Annotated in this window: 20 protein-coding genes; 14 read left to right on the top strand and 6 right to left on the bottom strand. The window is 66.6% G+C overall.

The window, feature by feature from the left end; all coding sequences use genetic code 11:
- Positions 1–73: 73 nt before the first annotated feature.
- The 3 genes from TSA1_RS18080 (at position 74) to TSA1_RS18070 (ending at position 2,534) form a co-directional block, all read left to right on the top strand.
- Positions 74–1,102, top strand: coding sequence for an SDR family oxidoreductase (locus TSA1_RS18080; RefSeq protein ID WP_100177541.1), 1,029 nt, complete (start codon positions 74–76; stop codon positions 1,100–1,102).
- Positions 1,103–1,186: 84 nt separating this feature from the next.
- Positions 1,187–1,966 (top strand): 2-keto-4-pentenoate hydratase, encoded by a 780-nt coding sequence (locus TSA1_RS18075; RefSeq protein ID WP_100177540.1) that lies wholly within the window; start codon positions 1,187–1,189, stop codon positions 1,964–1,966.
- A 241-nt stretch (positions 1,967–2,207) separates the two neighbouring features.
- Complete coding sequence (locus TSA1_RS18070; protein ID WP_100177539.1) at positions 2,208–2,534, top strand: helix-turn-helix domain-containing transcriptional regulator; 327 nt, start codon at positions 2,208–2,210, stop codon at positions 2,532–2,534.
- A 271-nt stretch (positions 2,535–2,805) separates the two neighbouring features.
- Here TSA1_RS18070 and flgH read toward each other — a convergent pair whose 3' ends face one another.
- From flgH to flgF, 4 genes are read right to left on the bottom strand one after another with little or no spacing between them, the layout of a single operon-like run.
- Positions 2,806–3,570 (bottom strand): flagellar basal body L-ring protein FlgH, encoded by a 765-nt coding sequence (flgH, locus tag TSA1_RS18065; protein ID WP_097658010.1) that lies wholly within the window; start codon positions 3,568–3,570, stop codon positions 2,806–2,808.
- A 9-nt stretch (positions 3,571–3,579) separates the two neighbouring features.
- Positions 3,580–4,713, bottom strand: coding sequence for a flagellar basal body P-ring formation chaperone FlgA (gene flgA, locus TSA1_RS18060; protein ID WP_174718957.1), 1,134 nt, complete (start codon positions 4,711–4,713; stop codon positions 3,580–3,582).
- Positions 4,714–4,723: 10 nt separating this feature from the next.
- A complete protein-coding gene (gene flgG / locus TSA1_RS18055; RefSeq protein ID WP_100177537.1) occupies positions 4,724–5,512 on the bottom strand; it encodes a flagellar basal-body rod protein FlgG in 789 nt (262 codons plus the stop codon).
- Between the two features lie 16 nt (positions 5,513–5,528).
- Positions 5,529–6,290 carry a flagellar basal-body rod protein FlgF gene (gene flgF, locus TSA1_RS18050; RefSeq protein ID WP_100177536.1) on the bottom strand — a complete coding sequence of 254 codons (762 nt, stop codon included), beginning with the start codon at positions 6,288–6,290 and terminating at the stop codon, positions 5,529–5,531.
- 379 nt (positions 6,291–6,669) lie between these two features.
- Here flgF and fliL point away from each other — a divergent pair, with 379 nt between their 5' ends.
- The 5 genes from fliL (at position 6,670) to TSA1_RS18025 (ending at position 13,486) form a co-directional block, all read left to right on the top strand.
- Positions 6,670–7,170 (top strand): flagellar basal body-associated protein FliL, encoded by a 501-nt coding sequence (fliL, locus tag TSA1_RS18045; RefSeq protein ID WP_100177535.1) that lies wholly within the window; start codon positions 6,670–6,672, stop codon positions 7,168–7,170.
- 30 nt (positions 7,171–7,200) lie between these two features.
- A complete protein-coding gene (gene fliM, locus TSA1_RS18040) occupies positions 7,201–8,403 on the top strand; it encodes a flagellar motor switch protein FliM (RefSeq protein ID WP_018321852.1) in 1,203 nt (400 codons plus the stop codon).
- Positions 8,400–8,846 carry a DUF6468 domain-containing protein gene (locus TSA1_RS18035; protein WP_100177534.1) on the top strand — a complete coding sequence of 149 codons (447 nt, stop codon included), beginning with the start codon at positions 8,400–8,402 and terminating at the stop codon, positions 8,844–8,846. The genes fliM and TSA1_RS18035 overlap by 4 nt, the downstream gene beginning before the upstream one ends.
- A gap of 9 nt (positions 8,847–8,855) precedes the next feature.
- A complete protein-coding gene (locus tag TSA1_RS18030; RefSeq protein ID WP_100177533.1) occupies positions 8,856–9,623 on the top strand; it encodes a MotE family protein in 768 nt (255 codons plus the stop codon).
- 104 nt (positions 9,624–9,727) lie between these two features.
- Positions 9,728–13,486 carry a tetratricopeptide repeat protein gene (locus TSA1_RS18025; RefSeq protein WP_174718956.1) on the top strand — a complete coding sequence of 1,253 codons (3,759 nt, stop codon included), beginning with the start codon at positions 9,728–9,730 and terminating at the stop codon, positions 13,484–13,486.
- A gap of 181 nt (positions 13,487–13,667) precedes the next feature.
- Here TSA1_RS18025 and fliP read toward each other — a convergent pair whose 3' ends face one another.
- The gene (gene fliP / locus TSA1_RS18020) at positions 13,668–14,426 is read right to left on the bottom strand and encodes a flagellar type III secretion system pore protein FliP (RefSeq protein ID WP_100177531.1); all 759 of its coding nucleotides are present in this window, start codon (positions 14,424–14,426) and stop codon (positions 13,668–13,670) included.
- Positions 14,423–15,388, bottom strand: coding sequence for a flagellar biosynthetic protein FliO (locus TSA1_RS18015; RefSeq protein WP_100177530.1), 966 nt, complete (start codon positions 15,386–15,388; stop codon positions 14,423–14,425). Before TSA1_RS18015 ends, fliP begins: the two co-directional genes overlap by 4 nt.
- 352 nt (positions 15,389–15,740) lie before the next feature.
- Here TSA1_RS18015 and flgB point away from each other — a divergent pair, with 352 nt between their 5' ends.
- From flgB to flhB, 6 genes are all read left to right on the top strand, one after another.
- A complete protein-coding gene (flgB, locus tag TSA1_RS18010) occupies positions 15,741–16,145 on the top strand; it encodes a flagellar basal body rod protein FlgB (RefSeq protein ID WP_100177529.1) in 405 nt (134 codons plus the stop codon).
- A gap of 44 nt (positions 16,146–16,189) precedes the next feature.
- Positions 16,190–16,615 (top strand): flagellar basal body rod protein FlgC, encoded by a 426-nt coding sequence (gene flgC, locus TSA1_RS18005; protein ID WP_100177528.1) that lies wholly within the window; start codon positions 16,190–16,192, stop codon positions 16,613–16,615.
- 16 nt (positions 16,616–16,631) lie between these two features.
- On the top strand, positions 16,632–16,946 hold the full coding sequence (gene fliE, locus TSA1_RS18000; RefSeq protein ID WP_100177527.1) for a flagellar hook-basal body complex protein FliE: 315 nt from the start codon (positions 16,632–16,634) through the stop codon (positions 16,944–16,946).
- Between the two features lie 74 nt (positions 16,947–17,020).
- Complete coding sequence (gene fliQ / locus TSA1_RS17995; protein WP_015684971.1) at positions 17,021–17,284, top strand: flagellar biosynthesis protein FliQ; 264 nt, start codon at positions 17,021–17,023, stop codon at positions 17,282–17,284.
- Between the two features lie 17 nt (positions 17,285–17,301).
- Entirely contained in the window at positions 17,302–18,072 is a 771-nt protein-coding gene (gene fliR / locus TSA1_RS17990; protein WP_100177526.1) for a flagellar biosynthetic protein FliR, read from the top strand.
- 10 nt (positions 18,073–18,082) lie between these two features.
- Positions 18,083–19,162 (top strand): flagellar biosynthesis protein FlhB, encoded by a 1,080-nt coding sequence (flhB, locus tag TSA1_RS17985; protein ID WP_100177525.1) that lies wholly within the window; start codon positions 18,083–18,085, stop codon positions 19,160–19,162.
- The last annotated feature ends 41 nt before the right edge of the window (positions 19,163–19,203 follow it).

The following is a 19,203-nucleotide window of genomic DNA, read 5'->3' as shown; positions in this document are numbered from 1 at the left end:
TAGTGACCAGATGCCGCCTTGAGCAGGGTGGCGGAACCAATTCGCCGGCCCGTGCAACGAGGGGAATTTGGCAATGAGCACTGTTCTGGTCACCGGCGGGTCGGGCTTCGTCGGCATCCATGTCGTCCTGCAACTTCTGGCCGCCGGCCACACGGTGCGGACGACGGTGCGCCGGCCGGAGCGGCAGGCCGACGTGCTGGCCATGCTGCGCGAGGGCGGGGCGGCTTCGCCCGAGCGCCTGTCCTTCTTCACCGCCGACCTCGTCCGGGATGAGGGGTGGCGTGAGGCCGTCGCGGGCTGCGACTACGTGCTCCACGTCGCCTCGCCGCTCTCCACCAGCGTTCCCAAGGACGAGAACGAGATGATCATCCCGGCCCGGGACGGCACGCTCCGGGTGCTGCGTGCCGCGCGCGAGGCCGGCGTCAGGCGCGTCGTGATCACCTCGTCGCTGGGTGCGATCGGCTATGGCCACAAGCCGCGTGAAAAACCGTTCGACGAGACCGACTGGACCAACCTCGGCGGTGCCGACGTGCAGCCCTATATCAAGTCCAAGACGCTGGCCGAGCGGGCGGCCTGGGATTTCGTCGCGGGCGAGGGCGGCGGGCTGGAGCTGTCGGTGGTCAATCCCGCCGGCATTTTCGGTCCCGTGCTGGGGCCGGACTTCTCCGGCTCGATCGAGATCGTCAAATCGCTGCTCGACGGCGCCATGCCGGCGGTGCCGCGCGTCTATTTCGGCGTGGTCGATGTGCGCGACGTTGCCGACCTGCATCTGCGGGCGATGACCGCACCGGAAGCCAGGGGCGAGCGCTTCATCGCCGTCTCCGGCGAAGCGCTGTCGATCCTCGACATCGCCAGGGTGCTGCGGCGGGAACTGGGCCCGCGGGCGCGCCGGGTTCCGCGATTGCAGGCCCCGGACTGGCTGGTGAGGCTCGCCGCACATCGGATTCCGCTGCTGCGCGCCGTGGTGCCGATGCTCGGCAAGGTCAGGCATTCCACCAGCGCCAAGGCGCGATCGCTGCTGGGCTGGGAGGCGCGCTCCAATGATGAAGCGATCCTGGCGACGGCCGAGAGCCTGATCCGGCTTGGCCTGGTCAAGGCGTGAGGTCACGCGCCGCCCGCGCTTGTCAGGCCGGGGCGGGGATGCTCCACTGCCGCGCATGATCGCGTAGCGTGGGAGGCGGCGCCGATGGACAAAATTCTCGAAGCCGCAAAGGCGATCGCGCTGGCGCGGCGCAACCATGCGCCACTTGCCGCGCTCGAGGTTCCTCCGGCCGACGAGGCCGAAGGGTACCAAGTCCAGCGTGCGCTGCACGATCTGCTGCTGCCGCATGTCGGCCCGCTGGTCGGCTACAAGATCGGCTGCACCAGCCAGGTGATGCAGGAGTACATCGGCATTCCGCACCCCTGCGGCGGCGGCGTGTTCCAGAAGGGCGTGCACGAGAGCGGCGCGAAGCTCGCCACCTCCAAATATGTCCGCGTCGGTGTCGAATGCGAGATCGCGGTGCGGCTGAAGCGGGATCTCGCCGCCGGCGAGGCGCCGTTCACGGCCGAGTGGGTCGGTGAGGCGGTCGAGTCCTACCATCCCGCCATCGAGATCGTCGACGACCGCTACGTGAAGTGGGAGACGATGGGCGCGCCGACGCTGATCGCGGACGATTTCTTCGCCGCCGGCTGCGTGCTGGGACCGTCCGTGCCGCGCTCGTCGGTGCCGGATCTGAAGGCGATCAAGGGCCGCGCGATTCTCAACGGCGAGGAGGTCAGCCACGGCACCGGCGCCGACGTGCTCGGTCATCCCCACAACGCGCTCGCCTGGCTCGCCAATCATCTCGCCGCGGACGGCAAGGGACTGCATGCGGGGCAGCTCGTTCTCACCGGCAGCCTGGTCAAGACGCTGTGGCTGAAGGCCGGCGACAAGGTGCGGATGGAGCTGGACGGGCTCGGCGTGGTGGAGGCGGAGTTTACGTGATCCATGCGCGGTCTCGTGCCCCGGACGCAGCGCAGCGCTCCCCTGGCGATGCGAAGCATCGTCCAGCGAGCGGTGCGCTGCAGAGCCGGGGCCCATGCTGGACCGTGGGGTGTGGCTTTCTGGGTCCCGGCTCTGCGCCGCACCGCTGACGCGCACAAGCAGAGCCAGCAGGCTGATATCAGCGTCGCGCTTCGCCGGTGGCGCGATTACAAGGCGCGCAAGCGCAATGAGGGATAGGCGGATGCCGTTGACCCACAGTTTTCAAGAGACCATTCGCGCGCGGGCCCAGCGCGATCCCGCCTTTCGCGAGGCGCTGTTTCAGGAGGCCATGCAGGGCTTGCTGCAGGGAGACGTCGACTATGGCCGCACCGCGCTGCGGACCTACATCAATGCCACCATCGGTTTCGAGCGCTTGAGCGAAGTGCTGGACCGCCCGCCGAAAAGCCTGATGCGGATGTTCGGACCGCGCGGCAATCCAACGGCTGAGAACCTGATGGCGGTAATCCACGCGCTGCAGACGGAGACGGGCGTGCATCTGGAGATCCGCGCCGTGGCCAGCGCGGCGTGAGGAGCAGGCGCTCTCTCCGCCGGCATTGAGGAGCTTCGCGGCCAAGCAATCCAGAGTTGTTTCGCGAGGAATTCTGGATTGCTTCGCTTCGCTCGCAATGACGGAGCTTGCGGCAGCTGCGTTGCTGCAATTGCGCGGCCCTCACTCGCTGCATGAGCCGACCATCGCCCAAAATACATGCGGCCCTCGCCAGGGGAGCTAGCGAGGGCCGCGTCGTACATCGTCGTTCGCGCCTAGGTTCGCGAACACGATGTGGGAGCTCGGGAGATTCTTAGAAGGGCAGCAGCACGTCCATCACTTGTTGGCCGTAGCGCGGCTGCTGCACGTCCATGATCTGGCCGCGGCCGCCATAAGCGATGCGGGCCTGCGCGATCTTGGTGGAATCGATGGTGTTGTCGCTCTGGATGTCTTCGGGGCGGACGATGCCGGCGACCACGAGCTCGCGGATCTCGTAGTTGACGCGGATCTCCTGCTTGCCCTCGACCACGAGGTTGCCGTTCGGCAGCACCTGAGTGACGACCGCGGCGACGTTGGTCTGCAAGGCTTCGGTGCGGTTGACCGAGCCCTTGCCGTCGCTGGAGGCGGAGGAGTCGGCCGTGAGGATGCGGCCGGGCAGCACCTTCTGCGCCTGCGCGCCGAGGGTCTTGGCGCCGATGAAGTCGGTGATGCCGGAATCTTCCGAATTGGTGCGGCTGCGCTGGGTCTCGTTGGCGATGTTGGCCTTGTCCGTGATGTTCACGGTCACGGTCAGGAGGTCGCCGACCTGGCGGGCGCGCTGGTCCTTGAAGAAGGCGCGGCTGCCGTTGCGCCACAGCGAGTTCGGATTGTAGGAGGCCACTTCCGGCTTCGGCATCGGCATCTGCACCGGCTTGTAGCCGGGCTGCGTCGTCGGATTGTCGATCGCCGACAGCTTCGGTTGCTCGCCGATCTGCGACAGGCGGTCGATCGATGAGCAGCCGCCCAGCGCGCTAGCTGCCAGCAGAAGTGCGGAGATCGCGATGCGACGAAGACGGTAAGCCGAACTGAAAGCGGACATGACGAACTCTTACTTGGCTTGAGCTTGCGAGACGCGAGCTTGCGGGATCTGGGCTTCTGCGATCTGGGCCGGCGAGGCGGGGGCCTGCACCAGGCTGCGGAGGAGAGCTGCGGTGTCGACGGGGGCGGGCGCCTCGTCGCGCTTGAGCGAGGAGGTCTGCTCGACCGCGGGCGCCATCGGTGCGGACTGGCTCGCGCCCTGGATCGTCACCTGGCCGCGGCCGGTGACGACGCCGGTCAGCGTGCGCTTGGATTGCAGATTGAGCACGCTGACGGTGTCGCCCTCGGCGCCGCTCTCGATCGCCTTGCCGCGCGTGGTGAGGTAGAGGCCGGGCGCCTGGAAGATGACGGTCACGGCCTGGTCGCGCACGACGAAGTCGGGCTTGACGATGTCGGCGGCACGAAGCGGCGTGCCCGCCCGCATCGGCCGGCGCAGCTGCATGCCGACGCTGCGCTCGCGCGAGGCGGGCTCGCCGGTGACCTCGGCCTTGGGCCGGCGCTCCAGTGCGACGTCGGAGGCCTTCAGCAGATCGGCGCGGTCGATGTCGCGCGTCAGCACGGCCACTTCCACCGTCTCGATCGCGGTGCCGGAGAAGCGCAGCTTGGTCGGGCTCGGATTGTTGTCGTTGGCAATCTCGAAAGCGATGTCGAAACGGCCGCTGCGCGCGTCGTAGCGGGTTGCGACCGGCTGCAGCGCGCCGGTGTTGGAGGCGTCGAGCCGCATCTCGGCCACGCCGCGGTCGAAGGTGACGGTGATGTTGGCGGCATCCCCGAGGCCGAAGCGGCGCTCGAGCGCCGAAGCGACGGCGTTTTCGAGATCCTTGTTCGCCAGCGTGCGGGCGAGGCGGGTGACCTGGACCTCCTTGATGTCGCCGGTCATCACCCCGATCACCTGCTTGGCGCGGAGCACCGACAGCACCTGCGCGGTCGTCAGCGTGCCGGTGGTGCCGAGATCGGGCGAGCGGTAGACCGGGATCAGCGCGGCCGATCCGGCATTGTCGATGAGATCGCCGACCCGCACCACGTCCGAGGTCACGGTGACGCTCGCGCGCAGCGTCGGCGAGGCGATGAAGTCGTCCGCCGCCGCTGCCGGCAAGGCCAGCGCGACAAGGGCGGAGATCGTGGCGAGGGCGGTGCGGATCATCGTCATCACCTCAGCGGAACAGCGCCGTGGTCGATTGCATCATCTGGTCGGCGGCGCTGATCACCTTGGCGTTCATCTCGTAGGCGCGCTGGGCGGCGATCAGGTCGCTCATCTCCGAGACGACGTCGACATTGGCCTGCTCGAGGCTGCCCTGGGTGATCTTGCCGTAGCCCTCGGAGTTCGCGGTGCCGTCCTGCGGCGGGCCGGACGAGGGGGTCTCGGTGAACTGGTTGCTGCCGACCGGCTGCAGGCCCGCCTTGTTGATGAAGCGGGTCACGCCGATCTGGCCGACGATCGAGGAGGTCGACGAGCCCGGCAGCGTCACCGAGACCTGGCCCTGCTCGCTCACGGTGATGCCGGAGGCGTTGTTCGGAATCGTGATCGTCGGCTGCACCGGGTTGCCCTGGGCGGTGACGACGCGGCCCTGATTGTCCATCTGGAAGGTGCCGTCGCGGGTGTACTGATAGGTGCCGTCGGGCATCAGGATCTTGAAGAAGCCTTCGCCGGACATCGCAAGGTCGAGATCGTTGCCGGTCTGCGACAGGGTGCCCTGCGTCATGCTGCGCGGCGTGCCGACGGTCTTGACGCCGCCGCCGATGTCGACGCCGACGGGCAGGATGGTGCCCTGGTCCGAGGCCTGCGCGCCGACGCGGCGCACGTGCTCGTAGATCAGGTCCTGGAACGCCGCCGTCTGCTTCTTGAAGCCGGTGGTGCGGAGGTTCGCGATGTTGTTGGAGATCACCTGAACGTTGAGTTCCTGTGCCGCCATTCCGGTCGCTGCGGTGTGAAGCGCCTGCATGTCAGTTCTCTCCTAATCAGGCCGGAACGTCGGCGAGCTTCTCGATCGCCGATTTGTGGAGGTCGCTCTGCTGCTGGAGCAGATTGGCGATGGCGGTGTAGCTGCGCATGACCTCGACCATGCGGGTCATCTCGCCGACCGAATTCACGTTCGACTTCTCGATATAGCCCTGCTGCACGGTGGACTTGGTGTCGGCCTGCTGGGTCGCGGAGCCGGCGCTGTAGAGGTTGGCGCCGAGCTTGGTCAGCTTGGTCGGATCGTCGAACGAGGCCATGCGGATCTTGCCGCGGATCGAGTCGGTCTTGGCGGTGCCTTCGAGCACCGTGATGGTGCCGTCGGGCGCGACGTTGATGTCGTGGTCGGTCGGCTGGAAGGTGATCGGGCCGCCGGTGCCGAGCACCAGATTGCCGTCCGAGGTGACGAGCTGGCCGGTCGAGTTGAGCGAGAATTTGCCGTCGCGGGTGAAGAGCTCGCCGCCATTGGCCTGCACCGCGAAATAGGCGTTGCCGCTGATCGCCATGTCGAGCGGATTCTTGGTCGGCTCCATCGGCCCCTGGCCGATGTCGCGGTAGGTGCCGCGGTCCTGCACATAGGAGACCCGGCGGTCCGCGCCGATGAAATTGTCCTCACGCGCGTTCGAGTTGAGGTACTCCTCGAACAGCGAATGATCGGCCTTGAAGCCGTTGGTGTTGGCATTGGCGACGTTGTTGGCGATGACATCCATCTGCCGCTCCAACGTCATCTGCCGTGACAAGCCGATCAGAAGCGCGTTCTGCATCGGATGATCTCCCCTGAGTGGGACCTGCCATTTCGCTCTCCCAAGCGCCTTGGCGGACCCCGTGAACGAGACTGTCGGGTTCTCCCAAACCGTTCGGCCTCGGCCCTCTCTCAGCGAAAGCCGTGCCAACCTGAAAAAATTATATATTTCAATGGATTGTCGATTTCTTGAGGGTGCGGGAGGGCGGCAGAAAGGTTCTGTTAGCCATGTTTGCCCGGCAGATTTTTCCTAGCTGAGGCCCAATCGAAAGATTCCGTTAACCATTATTACCGTAGCGTTTGCCATGAAGAGGAGCGCATTGCGCCGGGGCATTTGTATCGCGTCACTGTCTTGAGGCTTCGCTCTTTCGACCCCTTTGAGAGATCCGGGCGCGGCGACCATGGCAGAGAATGAAGCAGAAGGCGGCGCAGCCGCCGAGGGCGCGGAAGCCGCTCCGCCGAAGAACAAGCTGAAGCTCATCATCATGGCCATCGGCCTGCTCGCCATCCTCGGCGGTGGTGCTGCGACCTGGTTCTTCTTCTTCCGTCACGGCGACGACGAGCACCATGCCGAGGTCGCGCCGCCGCCGAAGCCGCCGGCCTTCGTCGACGTCCCCGACATGATGGTCAACCTCGCCGGCGCGCCGGGCGAGCGCGTGCAATATCTGCGGCTGAAGATCGTGCTGGAGCTGAAGGAAGAAAAGCAGGTCGAGGCGATCAAGCCGACGATGCCGCGCGTCACCGACATCTTCCAGACCTATGTGCGCGAGCTGCGCCCCTCCGACCTCAACGGTTCCGCCGGCATCTTCCGCCTCAAGGAGGAGCTGACCAAGCGCGTCAACGCGGCGGTCGCCCCGATCCAGGTCAGCGCGGTGCTGTTCAAGGAAGTCGTGATCCAGTGAAGACGCTGCGGAAGGGCACGGGCTAGCGTCATGGCCGGCAACGAGCAAATGGACCAGGATGCGATTGCCGCCCAATGGGAGGCGTCGCTCGATTCCGAGGATCCCGCGGAGGCCGCCAAGGCCGCTGCCGAAAACGAACTATCAGAGACCATGGCGCTGCAATGGGCGGCCATGGTCGAGGACGGCAGCCGCGATCTCGGCAGCGGCAAGAATTCCGGCGAGCGGGTGCTGTCGCAGGAGGAGATCGACAATCTCCTCGGCTTCACCGTCGGCGACGTCACGCTGGACGACCATTCCGGCATCCGCGCGATCATCGATTCGGCGATGGTCTCCTACGAGCGTCTGCCGATGCTCGAAATCGTCTTCGACCGCCTGGTGCGGCTGATGACGACGTCCTTGCGCAATTTCACCTCCGACAACGTCGAAGTCTCGCTCGACCGCATCACCTCGGTGCGTTTCGGCGACTACATGAACTCGATCCCGCTGCCTGCCGTCCTCACCGTCTTCAAGGCCGAGGAGTGGGAAAACTTCGGCATGGCGACGGTCGATTCCAACCTGATCTATTCGATGATCGACGTGCTGCTCGGCGGCCGCCGCGGCACCAGCCAGCTCCGCATCGAGGGCCGGCCCTACACCACGATCGAGACCGAGCTGGTCAAGCGGCTGGTCGAGGTGGTGCTGGCCGATGCCGAGCAGGCGTTCCGGCCGCTGTCGCCGGTCACCTTCACGATCGACCGGCTCGAGACCAATCCGCGTTTCGCCGCGATCAGCCGTCCCGCCAATGCCGCGATCCTGGTGCGCCTGCGCATCGACATGGAAGACCGCGGCGGCAACATCGAACTCCTGCTGCCTTATGCGACCATCGAGCCGATCCGGGGCGTCCTGCTCCAGATGTTCATGGGCGAAAAGTTCGGCCGCGATCCGGTCTGGGAAGGCCATTTCGCCACCGAAATCGTGCAGGCCGAGATCGCCGTCGATGCCGTGCTCTACGAGGCCGACATCCCGCTCAAGCAGCTGATGCGGCTCAAGGTCGGCGACACGCTGCCGCTGGACATGCGCGCGGATGCCAACGTCACCGTGCGCTGCGGCGACGTCACGCTGACCGAGGGGCGGATGGGCCGGGTCGGCGACCGCGTCGCGATCCGCGTGACGAAACCCTTGCGCAAGCCAAGTACGACACTTGCGATGTTCGAGAAGGTGGACGAGCAGAACAAGATGATGGAGGCCCCATGAACCACTCCCTGGGAATGGCGATCGAGACGCTGGTGGCTATCCTGCTGATGCTGACGATCGTCTACTGCGTCATGCTCAACAAGCGCCTGACGCGGCTGAAGGCGGACGAGCATTCGCTGAAGGCGGTGATCGGCGAGCTGATCACCGCAACCGAGATCGCGGAACGCGCGATCGGCGGGCTGAAGCTCGCCGTGCGCGACGTCAACGAGAATCTCGGCAGCCAGCTCGCCGCGGCGACGCAGATGTCGGACCAGCTCTACAAGCAGCTCGGCGAAGCCGACAACGTGGTGCGGCGCCTGTCCAAGATCGCGATCGCCGCGCGCCCCGTCACCAATCCGGAGACAGTTTCCGCGACGGCGCCGAAGCCGTCGACGGCGAAGGCGGTCGCGGCGGCGGCCGAAGCCTTCTCCGAGCGCCGACGATCCAACGGCCTTGCCGCGTGAAGTGAGGATATGAAATCCTTCCGTAACATCCGCGTCATTCCGGTCGTCCTGGTTGCCGTCGCCGGCCTCGCCACGCTGAAGGTGGCGGGCCTCGTGATCAATGGCGGCTATGTCTTCGACTACAAGCCGAACCAGACCAAGAAATCCTGGGCGCAGGAGAATCTGAATTTCCCGACTGGCCGCGAGGAACCGGAGATCATCACCGGCTCGACCCACGGCGCGCCGAAGGAGGCGCCGAAGCCGGCCGCGCCCGAGAGCAAGCCCGAGGGCGGCACACCCGTCAAGATCGAGGAAGGCCAGCCGCAGGTCTCGGCCTCCGAGCGCGCGATCCTCGAGCGGTTGCAGGCGCGCCGCCAGGAGATCGAGGCGCGCCAGCGCGAGATCGACATTCGCGAAAGCCTGCTCAAATCGGCCGAGAAGCGCATCGAAGGCAAGGTCGAGGAGATGAAGGCGGTGGAAACCCGCATCTCCGCCACGCAGGCCGAGCAGAAGGCCGCCGAAGCCCAGCGCATGAAGGGCCTCGTGACCATGTACGAGGGCATGAAGCCCAAGGACGCCGCACGGGTGTTCGACCGGCTCGAAATGGGCGTGCTGATCGAGATCGCCTCGGCGATCGCGCCGCGAAAGATGTCGGACATCATGGGGCTGATGTCGCCGGAAGCCGCCGAGAAGCTGACCGTCGAGATGGCCCGCCGTGCCAATGGCGGCGGCGATCAGTCGGCCTCGGCCGGCGATCTGCCCAAGATCGACGGCAAGCCGACGCAAAAGCCGAATTGAGGGCTCATACTTAAGAAGTCCTTAATTGGCAAAACCTTAAAGTCGAGGGCAGGGGCCGGTACCAGTGCCGGCGTAGAGCCGTCGAAACGGAAGACATGCCGCCAATGGCGCTAGAGGCTGCCGATGGATTGTGGTCGCGAGCCCGCGCTCTGGCGCCGGGGCTGTCGCGTCATGTCCGCGCGGCGGGCGCGCTGGCGGTCTGCCTGCTGATCGGCCTCGGTGCACCCAGCCGGGCGGCTGATCCCGTCAGGGGCGAGGCGACTTTTTCGGCCGGCGGCGGCTTTGCCCGCCTCGTCATCAAGCTCGGCGAGGACGTTCCCTCCGAGGTGACGACCGCGGGCTCCATCCTCATCATCCGCTTCGACCGGCCCGTCGACGTGCCCGTCGACCGCGTGCCGGAAGGCGCGCCCGATTACGTCAACTCCGCGCGCCGCGATCCCGACGGCACCGCCATCCGCCTGTCGCTGGCGCGGCGCGTCACCGTCAACACCATGAACGCCGGCGAGCGCACCTTCGTCGACCTCCTGCCCGAGGGCTGGAAGGGGCCGGCGCCGAGCTTGCCCATGGACGTCGTCAAGGAGCTCGCCGAGCGCGCGCGCATCGCCGAGCGCGCGCTGCGCGCTCAGCGCGCCGCGGCCGAGAGCAAGAAGCGTCCGCAGATCCGCGTGCGTGCCTCGGTGCAGCCGACCTTCGTGCGCTTCGTGTTCGAGATGCCCGACGGCGTCGGCGTGTCCTCGGTGCTGAACGAGCAGAAGCTCACGCTCGCCTTCAACGCCAACCTCAATTTCGATCTGGCGGACGCGGTCGTCGCCGCGCCGCCCAACGTCGCCTCGATCAAACAGAAGGCCGACATCGACCAGACCAATGTCGAGATCGCGCTGATCGGCGACTCCGACGTGCACTCGTTCCGCGACGAGAAGAACTACGTCGTCGACGTCTCCTTCCAGCCCGACCGGGGCAAGGCCGCCGCGACGCCCGAGGCGGCGATCGCGCAGATGAAGCCCGGAGGTCACGGACTGGCGCCGGCGCCCGAGAAGCCCGCGGCCGAGAAGCCGAAAGACGCCCATCGCGAGATCGTGCCGCCGACGTCCGAGACGATCGCGCGCGAAGCCAAGATCGAGGTGAAGCCCGACGCCAAGCCCGAGGTGAAGCCGGAGGCGCCCGCGGCGATGCCGCCCACTGAGGCGCCGAAGCCGGCCCCGGCCCCCGCAGCCGAGGCCGCGCACGCTGCGGAAGCGGCCAAGGAAGCTCCCAAGGACGTCGCGAAGGAAGCTGCGAAGCCGGTGCTTCCCGCTGTCGAAGCCGCGGCCGCGCCGTCCAGGCCCGCCGAGGAGGCCGCGAAGGAGCCGGTCAAGGAAGCTCCTAAAGAAGCTGCCAAGGAAACCGCCAAGGAAGCCACCAAGCCTGCGCCGCAGCCGACCATCGCCAGCGTCGATGCGCGCCGCGACAGCGACGGCTTGCGCGTGACTTTCCCGATCCAGGTTACGACGCCCGCGGCGGCGTTCCGCCGCGGCGATACGGTGTGGCTGGTGTTCGATACGCCGAAGCCGATCGACCTCGAGGCGATCCGCACCAGGGGCGGCGCGATGATCGGCGAGGTCGGCCGCATCCCGCTCGACAAGGGCCAGGCGGTGCGCATCCGTCTCACCCGCCCGCTGGTCTACTCGCTGGCGAGCGAGGAGGTCGGCAAGGAAACCAACTGGCTGCTCACGCTGGCCGACAAGATCCAGACGACGCCGCTGCCGCTGATGATGTCGCGCAACATCACCGACCCCGCGCTCGCCAACATCGCGATCCCCTTCGCCAATCCGGGCCAGCTGCACAAGCTCACCGATCCCGATGCCGGCGACACGCTCTATGTCGTCACCGCGCAGCGGCCGGTGCGCGGCTTCATCAAGCGGCAGGACCTCGTCGATCTCTCGCTGCTGGAATCCGCGCACGGCATCGCGATCCGGCCGAACTCCGACGAGGTCGGCGTCGAGGTCGGCCTGGACAAGGTGATCCTCGGCAAGAAGGGCGGACTGACGCTGTCGCCGGTCGACATCTCGGCCGAGCGGGCGCCGACCGCGGTGCGCCCGGTCTTCAGCCCCGAAGGCTGGCGCAAGGGCCAGTCGGAAAACTTCATGGCGCGTCAGAGTGATCTGATCACGGCCATCTCCAACGTCGAACCGGCACTTCGCTCGCTGCCGCGGCTCGATCTGGCGCAGTTCTACATGTCGCGTGCGATGTATCACGAAGCCAAGGCCGTCACCGAACTGATGTTGAGCGATCCGCTCAACAAGGAGGAGAGCGGCGCGCTGATCATGCATGCGATCGCCAGCATCCTGATCGGCCGGCCGGCGCAGGGCCTGAAGGACCTCGCCAATCCCGTGATCGGCAACAGCCACGATTCCCAGCTCTGGAAGGCGCTCGCCTACGCGCGCCAGGGCAAATGGGCGGACGCGCGCGAGAAATTCAAGAACGTCGAATTCGCCATCGCCTCGCTGCCGCTCGACATCCAGCGCATCGTGACGATGGACGCGATGCGCGCCTCGCTCGAGGTGAAGGACTATGCCGGCGCCTCCAAGCGCCGCAGCGAGCTCGAAGTGGTCGGCATCTCGCCGGAGGCTGCGCCCGGCTTCGCCGTGCTGCGCGGCCGGCTCGCCGAGGCGCTCGGCCACGACAGGGACGCGCTCGACGACTACAAATTGGCGGTCGCCTCGGCCGATCGGCCGGCCGCGGCCGAGGCCAAGCAGCTCGAGGTCGCACTGCGGCAGAAGCGCGACGAGATCGGCAAGGAAGACGCGCTGCGCGAGCTCGAGACCCTGTCGATGACCTGGCGCGGCGACTCGATCGAGGTCAAGACGCTGCAGATGCTGTCGCGGATGTATGCCGAGAACGGGCGCTACCGCGACGCGCTCACCGCGGCGCGCACCGCGACGAGGCTTCAGCCCAACGCGGAAGCCTCGCGTCAGGCGCAGGATCTCGCCTCCGAGCTGTTCACGCAGATTTTCCTGGGGCCGAAGGGCGACGAGCTGCCGCCGGTCGAGGCGCTCGGCATGTTCTACGAATTCCGCGAGCTGACGCCGATCGGCCGCCGCGGCGACGAGCTGATCCGCCGGCTCGCCGACCGTCTCGCCTCGATCGATCTGCTCGATCAGGCTGCCGAGCTCCTGCAATATCAGGTCGATCACCGCCTCGAGGGCGCCGCGCGTGCCCAGGTCGCCGCGCGCCTTGCCATGATCTATCTCGCCAACCGCAAGCCGGACATGGCGATCTCGGCGCTGCGCGCGAGCCGCATCAGCGATCTCTCCGGCGAGCTCAGGCAGCAGCGCCTGCTGCTGGAAGCGCGCGCGCAGAGCGACGTCGGCCGTCACGACCTCGCGCTCGACATCGTCTCCAACGTCTCCGGCCGCGAGGTGCTTCGCCTGCGCTCCGACATCTTCTGGGCGGCACGGCGCTGGCGCGAGTCCGCCGAGCAGATCGAGCTCTATTACGGCGAGCGTTTCCGCGACTTCAAGCCGCTCAACACGGTGGAGAAGAGCGACATCATCCGCGCCGCCGTCGGCTATGCGCTGGCCGACGACTCGATCGGCCTGTCGCGCTTCCGCGAGAAATACGCGCCGCTGATGAGCGAGAGCGCCGACCGTCTCGCCTTCGACATCGCCAGCAAGCCGGCCGCGGCCTCCAGCGCCGAATTCGCCGAGATCGCGAAGCTTGCTGCCAGCGTCGACACGCTCGACGGCTTCCTGCGCGAGATGAAGCAGCGCTTCCCCGACGCCTCCGCCCGCGCACCGACCTCGCCTCAGGCCAAGGACGAAGCCGAGCACACCGGCTCGCTGCCGACGATCCCGGTCGTGCGGCAGATCAAGATGACGCGGTAGGAAACGGCGGCCGCGCCACACTCCGTCATTGCGAGCGCAGCGAAGCAATCCGGAATCCCTCCGCGGAAAGACTCTGGATTGCTTCGTCGCTAGGGCTCCTCGCAATGACGGGGAGGGGGCGGGGGCTATGGAGTGAGAGCGGCGAGGGGGCGCCTTGCGGTGCGATCTCCGAAGCCCGCCGTCACCCCCCGTAACTCTGCACCAGGCTCCCCGCCACCAGCGACCAGCCGTCGACCAGCACGAAGAAGATCAGCTTGAACGGCAGCGAGATCGTCGCCGGCGGCAGCATCATCATGCCCATCGACATCAGCACCGAGGCGACGACGAGGTCGATGATCAGGAACGGGAGGAACAACAGGAAGCCGATCTCGAAGGCGCGCTTCAGCTCGGAGATCATGAAGGAGGGCACGAGAATGCGCAGCGCGAGGTCGTCGGGGGTGGCCGGCGGCGGTTCGCGCGAGAGATCCAGGAACAGCTTGAGGTCCTTCTCGCGCACGTTCTTCTGCATGAAGCCGCGCAACGGCACGGAGGCGCGCTGCAGCGCGTCCTCGACGCTGATCTGGTTGGCGACGAGCGGGCGGATGCCGTCGTCGTAGGATTTCTGCAGCACCGGTCCCATCACGAAGAAGGTGAGGAACATCGCGAGCGCGATGATCACCGAGTTCGGCGGTGCGGTCGCCGTGCCCATCGCGGTGCGCAGCAGCGACAGCACGACCACGATGCGCGTGAACGACGTCATCATGATCAGGATCGACGGCGCGATCGACAGCACGGTGAGCAGCGCGATGAGCTGGATCGCGCGCTCGGTGACGCCGCCGCCGCCGGCACCGCCGCCGAGATTGATGCTGATGTCCTGCGCATGCGCCGGCATCGCGAGCGAAGCCGCGGCGATCAGGACAGAAAGGAAAACAACTCTACGCGGGAGGGACGGCAGCCTCACGAAGACGGCTTCGGACGGCCGAGCAGCGAGGCCATCTCGTCTTCGAGATTTTCAAAGCTGGTCTTTTCAGCGGCCGGCTTCGCCGGCGGGGCTGCCGGCTCGCTGCGTGCCGCCCGCGGGGGCGCGGCAGGCGGCTCCGGCGCGACGGGAGGCGCGACCGTTTCGCCGGCGGGGCGACGCAGCGCTGCCTCCAACCGCTGGGCCATTTCGGCGAGGTTCTGCTCGGCGCTCGAGGGCGCAGCGGCAGGCGCCGGCGGCGGCACGGGCGGAGCCTGCGGCACGGGCGGAGGAGGCGGCGGCGCAGCGGGGCGCTCGGCGCGCATCGGCGGCATCTTCGGCGGCTCGCTCGCGCGCGGCGGGCGCGGCATCAGCGGCGGCTCGCTGCGCGGGGCGCGCGGCGGCAGCGGCTCGGGCCGCGGTTCGCGTTCGGGACGGGGCGCGATCGGCTCGGGCGGAAAGCCACCCATCGGCGGTTCGCCGCGGCGTTCAGCCAGCACGGGCGCGGGCCGGCGCATTTCCTCGGCGAAGGACGGGCGCGCGGGCCGCGGCGGGGGCTCGGGCATCTGCGGCTCGGGATGATCGAGCAGTTCGGGCCGCGGCGCTTCGTCGGCCCAGCCGCCGGCATCCGGCATCGGGGCAAGGCGCGGCGGCTCGGCGGCGTTCGGGCGCTGCGGCAGCTGATCGCGGCCATGCGCGGCGCGAACGATGTTGGGCTCGACGACGATATCGGTGGGGCCGCCGATCATCAGAAGATGCTCGACATTGTCGCGCCGGACCAGCACCAGGCGGCGCCGGCCGTCGACTGCGGCGGCGTCGATCACGGCAAGGCGCGGCATCCGGCCGCGCTGGGTGTTGGCGCCGAGCCGGCTGGTGGCGAATCGGCGAACCAGCCATGCAGCGACGCCGATCAACGCCAGGACGACGATGAACGCGACGATGAAGGTGATAGGGCTGCCTTGCATACTTGTCCCCGACAAATGGCGCTGTTCTCGTACCCCTGGCCGGACGTGCCGACCACCGGCTTACGATGCCCCAAACTGCGATCTCTTAACGTCCCACGGCAAGTTTTGCCGTCCCCAACTCTTAATAACCCATGAATCGCTCGATCCAAAACGACTTCTTGGCCCGTGCATGCGCCGCCAAACGGTTGGGTTAATGCCACTTTTGGAGGCGTAGAATCACGGGGTCGCAATATCGTGTCTCACTTGGGGACATGCGCCCGAGGTCCTCTTAACCAGCTGTTAACCATACAGGCGGCAAATTCTGCCTAGCTTCGGACCCCGAGGTCCGCAAGAGGCGGAAGGAGCCGCGACGATGTCCATCAACGACCTCCCGGTGCTGTCGGCGCTTCGCACCAAGATGCAATGGCACCAGGAACGCCAGCGCGTCCTGTCCGAGAACGTCTCCAATTCCGACACGCCCAAATTCCGGCCGCGCGACCTGGTCGAGCCGAAACTCGACAAGACCGGGGCGGTCACGGGCTCGATGGGCCCGCTGAGGATGGCCGTCACCAGCGCTTCCCACATGACGCCCTCCGGTGCGGCCTCCGGGTTCGACCAGAACAAGAATGCGGGCTTTGAAACCCGCCCTGCGGGCAACGCCGTCAATCTCGAGGAAGAGATGATGAAGGCCGCCAGCAACCAGATGGACTACGCGGCGGCGACCTCGCTCTATTCGAAGAGCCTGCATCTGCTCAAGACCGCGATCGGTAAGGGCTAGCCCGCATGACCCGCGAACAGAAGCGCTAGGGGAGGAGGCACATCATGGCCAATGACAGCAGCGACTTCGCCCGCTCGATGGCGATCGCGACCTCCGGTCTGCGCGCGCAGGCCGGCCGCATGCGGGTGATCTCGGAAAACATCGCGAACGCGGATTCGACCGCGCAGACCGCCGGCGGCGATCCCTACCGGCGCAAGGTTCCGACCTTCTCCTCCGCGCTCGACCGCACGCTCGACGCGCAGGTCGTGACCCTCGGCAAGATCAAGCCCGACCAGTCGAACTTCCGCGTCAAATACGAGCCGAACAATCCCGTCGCCGACGCCAGCGGCAACGTCAAATACCCGAACGTGAACTCGGTGGTCGAGATGACCGACATGCGCGACGCGCAGCGGTCCTACGAGGCCAACCTCAACATCATCAGTGCGACGCGCCGGATGATCCAGCGCACGCTCGACATTCTCAAGAGCTGAACAGGACAATTGAGCCATGGCATCCCCGACAATTGCCGCCAACGCCTATGCCAACCTCGCCCGCGTGCTCGAGAACAGCGGCGCCGGTGCCGGCAAGGGCAGTGAAGCCAGCGGGCAGTCCTTCGCCTCCCTGCTGAAAGACGCGGTCGGCAGCGTCATGGAATCCGGCCGCAAGTCGGATGCGCAGACGGTGGCGATGGCCGCCGGCAAGGCCAACGTGATGGACGTGGTGACGGCGGTGGCCGACACCGATGTCGCAGTGTCCACCCTGGTCTCGGTCCGCGACCGCGTGATCGCGGCGTACGAAGACATCATGAAGATGCCGATCTGATTGGTCCTGTCATTCCGGGCTCTCGCTGCGCGAGCCCCGGAATGACAATAACAACTCACAGTGAGAAATCGAAAATGACCGGCCCCGAGACCCTCGACGTTGCGCGCGATGCGATCTGGACGATCGTGATCGTGTCCTCCCCCCTGATGGTGGTGGGCCTGGTGGTCGGCGTCATCGTGTCGCTGTTCCAGGCGCTGACGCAGATCCAGGAACAGACGCTGATCTACGTGCCGAAGATCCTCGCCATCTTTGCCACGATGCTGCTGGCGCTGCCGTTCATGGCCGACGCGCTCCATTCCCACATGCTGCGGATCTCGTCGCGAATCATCGGCGGCTGAGGCACAATGAGAGCGCTATGCGCATCGACGTCTCGCTGCTGCCGGCGCTCGCCGCGTCCTTCATGCTCGCCTTCGCCCGGGTCGGCGCGATGGTGATGCTGTTGCCTGGCCTCGGCGAGACCAACATTCCGACCCGGATCAAGCTGTCGATCGCACTGCTGCTCACGCTGATCATCCTGCCGCTGCACCGCAACGCCTACCAGGTCGACATGGGCTCGCTCGCGCCGCTCCTGGTCCTGATGCTGCATGAGATCGCGATCGGGATCGTGCTGGGCGCGACCGCGCGCGTCACGCTGTCGGCGCTCCAGGTCGCGGGATCCGTGATCGCCCAGCAGATGGGACTCGGCTTCGTCACCTCGGTCGATCCGACGCAGGGGCAGCAGGGCGTGCTGGTCGGCAACTTCCTGACCATGCTGGGGGTGACGCTGCTGTTCGCCACCGACAGCCATCATCTGGTGATCGCGGCGCTGAACGACAGCTACACGATCTTCTCGCCGGGCGAGACCGTGTCGAGCGGCGATGTCGCCGCGCTCGCAACGCGCGCCTTCTCCGCCGCGTTTCGCCTCGGCCTGCAGCTCTCGGGCCCGTTCCTGGTGTTCGGCCTGGTCTTCAACATCGGGCTCGGGGTGCTGGCGCGGCTGATGCCGCAGATGCAGGTCTATTTCGTCGGCGTGCCGCTCTCGATCTTCGCGGGCTTCCTGGTGCTCGCCGTGGTGCTCACGGCGATGATGGGCACGTATCTGGATTACTTCATCGGTGTCATGCACCAATTGATGCCGCTGAGGTGAAGAGGGATCGATGGCCGAAGACAACGATCCAGAGAGTCAAACAGAAGACCCGACGCAAAAGCGTCTCGACGACGCACTCGAACGCGGCGACGTCGCCAAGAGCCAGGAGATCAACACCTGGTTCATGATGGCGGGCGGCACGCTCGTGGTCTCGACCTTCTCGGGCTCGGTGGGCAGCGGGCTCCTGACGCCGATGCGCAATCTGCTCGCCAATTCCTGGATGATCAAGACCGACGGCAAGGCTCTGCTCGCGCTGATGCAGCAGATCGAATTCGCCATGCTGGCCGCGATCGGCGTGCCCCTGATGATGCTGATGCTGGCAGCGATCGCCGGCAACATGCTGCAGCACCGCCTGGTCTGGTCGACCGAATCCCTGACCCCGAAGTTCAGCAAGATCTCGCCGGGCGCCGGCTTCAAGCGCATCTTCGGCAAGCAGGCGGCGGCGAACTTCCTGAAAGGTCTCGGCAAGCTGATCGGGCTCGGCGTGGTCATGACCATGATCCTGTGGCCGGAGCGGCACCGCATGGAGGCGATGGTCAGGCTCGATCCGGCCGCCATGCTCGGCGCCAGCACCAGCCTGACCATTCATCTGCTCGGCGCGGTGGTCGCAGCGCTCGCAGTCGTCGCCATCGCCGATTATTTCTTCCAGTACCGCAGCTGGTTCCAGCGGCAGAAGATGTCGCTCCAGGAGATCAAGGAAGAGTTCAAGCAGTCGGAAGGCGATCCGCACATCAAGGGCAAGATCCGGCAATTGCGGCAGCAGCGCGCCAAGAAGCGCATGATGGCGGCGGTTCCCAAGGCCTCGGTGATCATCACCAACCCGACCCACTATTCGGTGGCGCTGTCCTACGAGCGCGGCATGACGGCCCCGATCTGCGTCGCCAAGGGCGTCGACAGCCTCGCCTTCAAGATCCGGGAGATCGCGCGCGAGCACGACATCCCGATCGTGGAGAACGTGCCGCTCGCCCGCGCGCTCTACGCCACCGTCGAGATCGACCAGGAAATCCCGACCGAGCACTACCATGCGGTCGCCGAGGTGATCGGCTACGTCATGCGCCTGAAACAGGGATTCCGCGCCGGACGCGGCTAAAAACCTCCGAAAAGTACCGGAAATGGCCGTAACCTGGGAAT

Source organism: Bradyrhizobium nitroreducens (assembly GCF_002776695.1).
In the GTDB taxonomy this organism is placed as follows: Bacteria; Pseudomonadota; Alphaproteobacteria; order Rhizobiales; family Xanthobacteraceae; genus Bradyrhizobium; species Bradyrhizobium nitroreducens.
The sequence above is the reverse complement of the archived record's forward strand: the minus strand, read 5'-3'. Positions and strand labels throughout refer to the sequence as shown.